This window comes from Pseudoxanthomonas composti (assembly GCF_004122095.1).
Lineage (GTDB): Bacteria > Pseudomonadota > Gammaproteobacteria > Xanthomonadales > Xanthomonadaceae > Pseudoxanthomonas_A > Pseudoxanthomonas_A composti.
Window position 1 is genome coordinate 56,794 of sequence record NZ_SAWZ01000014.1, and the last position, 8,729, is coordinate 65,522.

7 protein-coding genes are annotated in these 8,729 nt (G+C 69.3%); 5 read left to right on the top strand and 2 right to left on the bottom strand.

Annotated features, from left to right (window positions below; genetic code table 11):
• Positions 1-37: 37 nt before the first annotated feature.
• Both EPA99_RS17945 and EPA99_RS17950 read right to left on the bottom strand, forming a co-directional pair.
• Positions 38-1,246, bottom strand: a complete 1,209-nt coding sequence (locus tag EPA99_RS17945) for a serine hydrolase domain-containing protein (protein ID WP_164978700.1) — start codon at positions 1,244-1,246, stop codon at positions 38-40.
• A 164-nt stretch (positions 1,247-1,410) separates the two neighbouring features.
• Positions 1,411-2,787 carry a helix-turn-helix domain-containing protein gene (locus tag EPA99_RS17950; protein ID WP_129472632.1) on the bottom strand — a complete coding sequence of 459 codons (1,377 nt, stop codon included), beginning with the start codon at positions 2,785-2,787 and terminating at the stop codon, positions 1,411-1,413.
• Between the two features lie 123 nt (positions 2,788-2,910).
• Between EPA99_RS17950 and EPA99_RS17955 the strand changes: the two genes are divergently transcribed.
• From EPA99_RS17955 to mmsB, 5 genes are all read left to right on the top strand, one after another.
• Positions 2,911-4,416: a CoA-acylating methylmalonate-semialdehyde dehydrogenase gene (locus EPA99_RS17955; RefSeq protein ID WP_129472633.1), complete on the top strand. Its 1,506-nt coding sequence runs from the start codon at positions 2,911-2,913 to the stop codon at positions 4,414-4,416.
• Positions 4,417-4,459: 43 nt separating this feature from the next.
• On the top strand, positions 4,460-5,641 hold the full coding sequence (locus EPA99_RS17960; protein ID WP_129472634.1) for an acyl-CoA dehydrogenase family protein: 1,182 nt from the start codon (positions 4,460-4,462) through the stop codon (positions 5,639-5,641).
• Complete coding sequence (locus EPA99_RS17965; protein ID WP_129472635.1) at positions 5,638-6,432, top strand: enoyl-CoA hydratase; 795 nt, start codon at positions 5,638-5,640, stop codon at positions 6,430-6,432. The genes EPA99_RS17960 and EPA99_RS17965 overlap by 4 nt, the downstream gene beginning before the upstream one ends.
• Complete coding sequence (locus EPA99_RS17970) at positions 6,429-7,583, top strand: enoyl-CoA hydratase/isomerase family protein (RefSeq protein ID WP_129472636.1); 1,155 nt, start codon at positions 6,429-6,431, stop codon at positions 7,581-7,583. Before EPA99_RS17965 ends, EPA99_RS17970 begins: the two co-directional genes overlap by 4 nt.
• A 132-nt stretch (positions 7,584-7,715) precedes the next feature.
• On the top strand, positions 7,716-8,609 hold the full coding sequence (gene mmsB, locus EPA99_RS17975) for a 3-hydroxyisobutyrate dehydrogenase (RefSeq protein WP_129472637.1): 894 nt from the start codon (positions 7,716-7,718) through the stop codon (positions 8,607-8,609).
• The last annotated feature ends 120 nt before the right edge of the window (positions 8,610-8,729 follow it).

Consider the following 8,729-nt stretch of genomic DNA (forward strand, 5'->3'; position numbering starts at 1 on the left):
CGGCGTCCGTGCCGGTGCGGCGTTCCGGCCCGTAGCGTTATCGCTTGGGCCTGGCTGCGGCCAATGCGTCAGCGCGGGCGAAAAGCAGCTTGAGGATGCCCACATAGGCCTTGTCGGTGTCCGCCCCGGCGGTGTTGGTAAACAGCACGACCCCCGTGCGCAGGTCCGGCGAAGCCAGCATCTCGGTTTTCAGACCCGGGTCGCTGCCGCCGTGGCCGACGTAGCGGGTGTTGAACTTGGTCTGCCAGAACAGCCCTGAATTTTTTTCCGCCAGGTCGACGTTGGCCGGCTTGTGCTCGGCGGTGAACTGCAGGCGCAGCATCTCATCGACCGAGGCCTGCTTCAGGATCCGCACTTCGTCCACGCGCCCGCCCTGCAGCAGCGCGATGAAGAACCGGGACAGGTCGTCCACCGAGGTGCGGATGCCACCGTCGGGCCAGGTAGTGACGGTGTAGGGCTGCAGCGCCACGGCGATGCCGTCCTGCGACAGGTATAGCGTGGCGCCCTGGCGCTGGTCGCTGGGCTGCAGGTGCCAGTGCGTGCTGTCCATGCCGAGCGGGCCGAAGATGCGCTCCCGCGCATAGCGCTCCAGCGGCTGCCCGGTGACCGACTCGATGGCGTACCCGGCCAGTCCTGCCCCGATGTTTGAGTACTCGCGCGTGCTGCCCGGCGCCGCATCCAGGAAATTCTCCGGGCCGTAGTCGGCGCCGCCCGGGGTGAAGTAGCCCTTGAGGAAGTCGCCCAAGGGCTGTGGCGCGTTGCGGCCGAAATGATAGTTGGCGGCATAGACCTCCCAGCGATCGGTGATGCTGGAGGTATGGGTGGCAAGCTGCCGCAGCGTGATCGGCACGGCCGGATGACGCGGATTGCGCACCCGGAACGGCAGGTAGGTCTGGATATCGGCGTCGAGATCGAGCCGCCCCTCCTCGCGCGCGCGCATCATCGCCGCGCCCACCACCGTCTTGCTGATGGAGGCGATGTTCATCACCGTGGCGGTGGTGAACGGCCGTTGCGTCTCGCGGTCGGCAAAGCCATAGGCGCCACGCCAGGCCACCTTGCCATCAACGATCACCGCGGCCGCCACGCCGACCAGGCCGCCCTCGCGCATCTGCGCCTGGATGGCCTGGTCGATGGACGCCTCCGCTGGCGGCGGCACGGATGCGGGCACCTGTGCCCTGGCCACAGGCCATGGGCCGAGCACCGACAACAGGGTCAGCAGGACCACCGCGCAGGATCGTGAGGGCATACAGGCGTCCTTGTCTGGAAGCGCCATCATCCGCCGTCACGCGTCGGCGGCATCTGCCAGAGGTCACATCGCCACGCCTGGGCACACAATGCCTTACCCGCTCGAAGAGAGCGCAACGATCGCGACGCCGCGTCTTGCGCGTGCGCGATCGGCCCGCAGTACCCTCAGCGCACCACGCTGGCCAGCTGCGGCAGCGGCGGGAAGGCCCGCTGCAGGCAATCGCGCCATTCGCAGGTGCGGCAGCCCGGGCCGATGGGCACGGCCGATTCGGGGCGGATGTCGATGCCGCGCGCATAGACCAGGCGCTCGGCGTGGCGCAGGTCGCAACCCACGGTCAGGGCGAAGGTCTTGCGCGGCTGGCCGTAGCCGACCGGTCCGGTGCTGACCTGGCGGGCCAGCCAGAAGTGCCGGCGCCCGTCGGGCAGCCGGGTGACCTGGGTGAGCACGCGCCCGGGCTGGTTGAAGGCCTCGTAGACGATCCACAGCGGGCACGAGCCGCCGACCTGGGAGAAATGGAAATCGGTGGAAGAGTGGCGCTTGGAGACGTTGCCGGCGCGGTCCACGCGCATGAAGAAGATCGGCAGGCCAGGGGCGCCCTCGCGCTGCAGCGTGGACAGCCGGTGGCAGACTGCCTCGAAGCCCACGCCGAACCGGTGCGCCAGCCATTCGATGTCGTAGCGGCTGTGCTCGGCATCGTGCAGGAAGCGGCCATAGGGCATCACCAGCGCGCCGGCGAAGTAGTTGGACAGGCCGATGCGCGCCAGCGCCACGCGCTGCGCATCGTCGAAGCCGGCGCGCGCGGTCAGCGCGGCGATCAGCTCCGGGTGCTCCAGCAGGACCAGCTCCGCGGCCATCTGGAAGGCCTGCTGGCCCGGGCGCAGGTAGTCCGGCAGGTGCAGCACGCGCGCGGCGGTGTCCAGGCGGCGCTTGGCCTGGCCGCCGTCGTGGACCTGGACCAGCACACCGTGGCGGTCGGCCAGGCGTTGGCGCAGGCGCGGGCCGGTGTGGCCGGGCGTCAGGCCCAGTTCCTCGAACAGGCGCTCGGCCAGCGTGTCCAGCTCCGGGATGTGGTTGCGCAGGCGATTGAAGTAGTCGCGCACCTGGTCGCCCGGAGGCAGCAGCGCCGGTGCGCCAGTGCCGGGGTCGCCGACCTGCAGCTCCAGCGCCGCGGCGCGCTCGCGCAGGGCGCGGTGCTCGCGGTGCAGGTCCAGCAGCGCGTGGGCCACCTGCGGCAGGTTGCCGGCCAGGGCCCGCAGCTCGGCCGTGGTCACCCCTGGCCGGTCCAGCGCGGCCAGGGTCTCGTGCAGCGGGTCGATCAGCGCGGCCGGATCGTCGGCATCGAACAGGCCGGCGGTCTCGCCCAGCACCTGGCGCAGCCGTGCCTGCACGGCCGGGGTCAGCGGCCGCTTGTTGCGCTCGATCTGGTTGAGGTAGCTGGGCGAGAGCCCCAGGGCCTGGGCCAGCTGGGCCTGGGACAGACCCTGACGCTGGCGCAGGCGCTGCAGCCGCAGGCCGAGTTCGAGGCGACGGTGGGGGCTCATCTTCGCAATCTTCGCAGAAATCCATGCAGGCGTTGGCCGGATTAAGCAGATTTCCGGCTGAAACGAGGCCCGGGCTTGCGAAAGATGCGAATCCTGTCATCCGCAACTGTCCTGAAGGCCGCCATGAACGCCGAGCTCCCCCGCATGTCCCTGCTGATCGACGGCGCCTTCGTCCAGTCGTCCACGACCACCTGGAAGGACATCGTCAACCCGGCCACCCAGGAGGTCCTGGGCCAGGTGCCCTTCGCCACCGTCGCGGAAGTGGACCAGGCCGTGGCTGCCGCCAAGGAGGCGTTCAAGACCTGGCGCAAGACCCCCATCGGCACCCGCGCGCGCATCTTCCTCAAGTACCAGCAGCTGATCCGCGACCACATGGGCGAGCTGGCGGCCATCCTCACCGCCGAGCAGGGCAAGACCCTGCCCGACGCGGAGGGCGATGTGTTCCGCGGCCTGGAAGTGGTGGAGCACGCCGCGGCCATCGGCAACCTGCAGTTGGGCGAGCTGGCCAACAACGTGGCCACCGGCGTGGACACCTACAGCGTGCTGCAGCCACTGGGCGTGTGCGCCGGCATCACCCCGTTCAACTTCCCGGCGATGATCCCGCTGTGGATGTTCCCGATGGCGATCGCCACTGGCAACACCTTCATCCTCAAGCCCTCCGAGCAGGACCCCATGGTGACCATGCGCCTGGTGGAACTGGCGCTGGAAGCTGGCATCCCCAAGGGCGTGCTCAACGTGGTCCACGGCGGCGAGGACGTGGTCAACGCGATCTGCGACCACCCGGACATCAAGGCGGTGTCCTTCGTCGGCTCCACCAAGGTCGGCACCCACGTCTACAACCGCGCCAGCCTGGCCGGCAAGCGCGTGCAATGCATGATGGGCGCCAAGAACCACGCGGTGGTGCTGCCCGATGCCAACAAGGAGCAGACCCTCAACGCCATGGTTGGGGCGGCCTTCGGCGCGGCCGGCCAGCGCTGCATGGCCGCTTCCACCCTGGTCGTGGTGGGCGCGGCGCGCGCGTGGATCCCGGACCTGGTGGCCAAGGCCAAGACGCTCAAGGTCGGCCCGGGCAACGCGGCGGGCGTGGATGTCGGGCCGCTGATCTCCACGGCCGCCTGCACCCGCGTGGAAGGCCTGATCGAGTCGGGCATCGCCCAGGGCGCCACGCTGGAACTGGATGGCCGCAAGCCGCAGGTGGAAGGCCACGCGCAGGGCAACTTCATCGGTCCGACCATCTTCTCCGGCGTCAGGCCGGGCATGCGCATCTACGACGAGGAAATCTTCGGGCCGGTGCTGGTGATCGTGGAGGTCGACACGCTGGAGGCGGCCATCGACTTCGTCAACGCCAATCCCAACGGCAACGGCACGGCGGTGTTCACCCAGTCCGGCGCGGCCGCGCGCAAGTTCCAGGAAGAGATCGACGTGGGCCAGGTGGGCATCAACGTGCCGATCCCGGTGCCGGTGCCGCTGTTCTCCTTCACCGGTTCGCGCGCCTCCAAGCTGGGCGACCTGGGCCCCTACGGCAAGCAGGTGGTGATGTTCTACACCCAGACAAAGACAGTCACTGCGCGCTGGTTCGACGACGACACCCTGGGCCACGGCGTCAACACCACTATCAGCCTCAAGTAAGCGGCTCGACCCCGCCAGCCAACTTTCGCCAGAGCGCCACGCCATGAATGCAGTGATGAAACTCCCGGCCGACCCGGCCGAACTCTCCGAGGAACAGCAGGCCTTCCGCGAGGTCGCGCGCGACTTCGCCGACAAGGAGCTGGCCCCGCACGCCGCGCGCTGGGATGCTGAGGGCATCTTCCCGCGCGAGACCATCTCCAAGGCCGGCGAGCTGGGCTTCTGCGGGCTGTATTCGCCCGAGAGCGTCGGCGGGCTGGGACTGTCGCGGCTGGATGCGGCGGTGGTGTTCGAGGAGATGGCCACGGTCGACCCCTCCACCACGGCCTTCATGACCATCCACAACATGGCCACCTGGCTGATCGCCTCCCACGCCGCGCCCGCCGTGCGCGATGCCTGGTGCCCGGCGCTGGTCAGTGGCCAGAAGCTGGCCTCCTACTGCCTGACCGAACCCGGCGCCGGCTCGGACGCGGCCTCGCTCAAAACCCGCGCGGTGCGCGATGGCGCCGAGTACGTGATCGACGGCGCCAAGGCCTTCATTTCCGGCGCCGGCGTGACCGACGTGCTGGTGGTGATGGCGCGCACCGGCGAGCCGGGCGCGCGCGGCATCAGCGCCTTCGTGGTGCCGGCCGATGCACGAGGCATCACTTATGGCCGCAAGGAAGAGAAGATGGGCTGGAACAGCCAGCCCACGCGCGGCATCACCTTCGAGGGTGTGCGGATTCCCGCGGCCAATCTGCTCGGGTCCGAGGGCGATGGCTTCCGCATGGCGATGAAGGCCCTGGACGGCGGCCGCATCAATATCGCCGCATGCTCGCTGGGCGCGGCCCAGGGCGCGCTGGATGCGGCGCGCCGCTATCTTACCGAGCGCAGCCAGTTCGGCAAGAAGCTGGCCGAGTTCCAGGCGCTGCAGTTCAAGCTGGCCGACATGGCCACCGAGCTGGTGGCCGCGCGGCAGATGGTGCATACCGCCGCACGCAAGCTCGATGCCGGCAGCAGCGAGGCCACGGTGTGGTGCGCGATGGCCAAGCGCTTCGCCACCGATGCCGGTTTCTCCATCTGCAACGACGCGCTGCAGCTGCACGGTGGCTACGGCTACATCCGCGAATATCCGGTCGAGCGCCTGCTGCGCGACAGCCGCGTGCACCAGATCCTGGAAGGCACCAACGAGATCATGCGCGTGATCATCTCGCGCCACCTGCTGACCCGTGAGGAGCGTCTGGCATGAGCTGGCGTACGTCCGAACACACAGGCTTGGAGATTCAGGCCGATGGCCACGTCGCCGTCCTCACCCTGTCCAACCCGCCGGCCAACACCTGGACGGTGCACAGCCTGGCCGCGCTGCGCGATCTCATCGCCGCACTCAACGCCGACCGCGAGGTCTATGCGCTGGTGGTGACCGGCGAAGGCGAGAAGTTCTTCTCCGCCGGTGCGGACCTGAAGCAATTCGCCTCCGGCGACAAGGCCGCCGCGCGCGAGGCCGCGCGCCGCTTCGGGGAGGCCTTCGAGGCCCTGGCCGCGTTTCGTGGCGTGTCCATCGCCGCGATCAACGGCTACGCCATGGGTGGCGGCCTGGAGTGCGCGCTGGCCTGCGACCTGCGTATCGCCGAAGAGCACGCGCAGATGGCCCTGCCCGAAGCCACCGTTGGCCTGCTGCCGTGCGCCGGCGGCACCCAGGCGCTGCCGCGCCTGGTGGGCGAAGGCTGGGCCAAGCGCATGATCCTGCTGGGCGAGCGCGTGGACGCGGACACCGCCATGCGCATCGGCCTGGTGGAAGAGGTTGCGCCCAAGGGCCAGGCCAAGGCACGGGCGATCGAGTGGGCGCACAAGGCCGGCAAGCAGAGCCCCAGCAGCGTGGCTGCGTGCAAGGCCCTGGTGCAGGCCACGCGCAGCGGCAGCTATGCCGCCGCGCTGGTGGCCGAGCGCGAGGCCTTCGTCGACCTGTTCGATACCGCCGACCAAGCCGAAGGCGTCAACGCCTTCCTGGCCAAGCGCGCGCCGCAGTGGACCAACGCATGAGTGCGGTCGAACTGTCCAGCCAGGCGCCGGTGCTGTTCGAAGAGCGCGCCAGCGCGAACGGCAAGCGCATTGGCATCGCCACGCTCAATGCACCCAGGACGCTCAACGGGCTATCGCTGGAGATGACCCGCATGCTCGATGCGCAGCTGCGCACCTGGGCCGACGATGCGGCCATCGCCTGCGTGGTGCTGCAGGGCGCGGGCGAGAAGGCCTTCTGTGCCGGCGGCGACCTGCATGGCCTGTACCGCAGCATGCGCGACTACCGCGACAGCGGCGCTGCGGACATCACCGCCAACCCCTACGCTGCGGCGTTCTTCGAGGAGGAATACCGCCTCGACTTCTTCATCCACACCTACCCCAAGCCGCTGCTGTGCTGGGGCCATGGCATCGTCATGGGCGGAGGCATCGGACTGATGTCCGGCGCCAGCCATCGCGTGGTCACCGAGCGCTCGAAGCTGGCGATGCCGGAGATCACCGTCGGGCTGTTCCCCGATGTCGGCGGCAGCTGGCTGCTGGCGCGGGTACCGCGTGGGGCGGGCCTGTTCCTGGCCCTGACCGGCGCGCCCTTGAACGCCGGCGATGCGATCTACGCCGGGCTGGCCGACGTATACCTGGACAGCAGCCGGCATGAAGCCTTGTTGCAGGCGCTGGCGGCCGAGCCATGGAGCGGCGATGCGGCCGCCGATCGCGATGCGCTGACCGCGTTGCTCAAGCGCATGGCGAGCAAGCCCGCCCCAGGCCCGCTGCAATCGCACGCGGCGCTGGTCGATGAGCTGGTCGATGCCGGCTTGCTGGAAGCGGTGGTGGCAGCAATCGCCGCCGCGCCCAGCGACGATGACCCCTGGCTGCAGACCGCCCAGGCCACCTTGGCCGCGGGCGCGCCCGGCTCGGCAAGGCTGGCCTGGGAACTGCAGCGACGCGCGGCCACGCTGTCGCTGGCCGAGACCTTCCGCCTGGAATGCATCGCCGCGCTGCATGCGGCGGCCCACGGCGATTTCGCCGAGGGCATCCGTGCGCTGTTGATCGACAAGGACCGCCGCCCGCGCTGGGAGCCGGCCACGCTGGCGCAAGCCACGCCCGCCTGGGCCGAGGGCTTCTTCAGCGAGCCGCGCTGGCCGCAGGGACGGCATCCGCTGCACGACCTGGCGTGATGCACACGCACCTGTCGGGCAGCGGCGGGAGTCGACTGTCGCATCGATGCGCGCGCTTTCCACCGACAGCTTGAACCACTGCAAGCACTCTTTTTTCCAAAGCACCCCGACCTACCGCACGGAGAACACCACATGAGCCGCATCGCCTTCATCGGTCTGGGCAATATGGGCGGGCCGATGGCCGCCAACCTGGTCAAGGCCGGTCACACGCTGTCGGTGTTCGATCTGGTCCCAGCCGCGCTTGACGCGGCCAAGGCTGCGGGCGCCACCGCGGCGGACTCGGCACTGGAAACGCTGGAGGGCGCCGAGGTGGTGATCTCGATGCTGCCGGCCAGCCAGCATGTCGAAGGCCTGTACCTGGGCCAGGACGGGATCCTGGAGAAGATTCCCGCAGGCGCCCTGGTCATCGACTGCAGCACCATCGCACCGGCCACCGCGCGCAAGGTCGCCGAGGCCGCCAGCGCGCGTGGGCTGTCGATGCTGGATGCGCCGGTATCCGGCGGCACGGCCGGCGCGCAGGCCGGAACCCTGACCTTCATCGTCGGCGGCGAGGCCGCCACCCTGGAGCACGCACGCGAGGTGCTGCAGGCGATGGGCAAGAACATCTTCCACGTCGGCGCCAACGGTGCCGGACAGGTGGCCAAGCTGTGCAACAACATGGCCCTGGGCGTGATCATGGCGGTGACCGGCGAGGCCATTGCCCTGGGCGTGGCCCACGGGCTGGACCCCAAGGTACTGTCGCAGATGATGGCCGTCAGCACCGGGCGCAGCTGGGCCACCGAGGTCTGCAACCCGTGGCCGGGCGTGCTGGACAACGCGCCGGCCTCGCGCGGCTACAGCGGCGGCTTCGGCAACGACCTGATGCTCAAGGATCTTGGCCTGGCGGTGGAAGCGGCCATGCGCGTAGGCGCGACGATCCCGCTGGGCGAGCTGGCACGCAACCTCTACGCGATGAACAAGCAAGCCGGCCGCGGCGGCCTGGACTTTTCCAGCGTGGTCCAGCTGATGAGCGACAAGGCCAGCTGAGGTCCTGCCCTGCAAGCCACTTCGCAACGCATTTGAAAGCAGTACTCCTTGCGGGAGCGGCTGCGATGGAAGCGACCCGAAGGGCCCGGTGCCCGAGAGAGCGATCTCTGTGGGAGCGGC

Bases quoted from the DNA above. Each gene is read 5' to 3' on its own strand.
- EPA99_RS17945 (WP_164978700.1), bottom strand. From the start codon at position 1,246: ATGCCCTCACGATCCTGCGCGGTGGTCCTGCTGACCCTGTTGTCGGTG.
- EPA99_RS17955 (WP_129472633.1), top strand. From the start codon at position 2,911: ATGAACGCCGAGCTCCCCCGCATGTCCCTGCTGATCGACGGCGCCTTC.
- EPA99_RS17950 (WP_129472632.1), bottom strand. From the start codon at position 2,787: ATGAGCCCCCACCGTCGCCTCGAACTCGGCCTGCGGCTGCAGCGCCTG.
- EPA99_RS17960 (WP_129472634.1), top strand. From the start codon at position 4,460: ATGAATGCAGTGATGAAACTCCCGGCCGACCCGGCCGAACTCTCCGAG.
- EPA99_RS17970 (WP_129472636.1), top strand. From the start codon at position 6,429: ATGAGTGCGGTCGAACTGTCCAGCCAGGCGCCGGTGCTGTTCGAAGAG.
- mmsB (WP_129472637.1), top strand. From the start codon at position 7,716: ATGAGCCGCATCGCCTTCATCGGTCTGGGCAATATGGGCGGGCCGATG.
- EPA99_RS17965 (WP_129472635.1), top strand. From the start codon at position 5,638: ATGAGCTGGCGTACGTCCGAACACACAGGCTTGGAGATTCAGGCCGAT.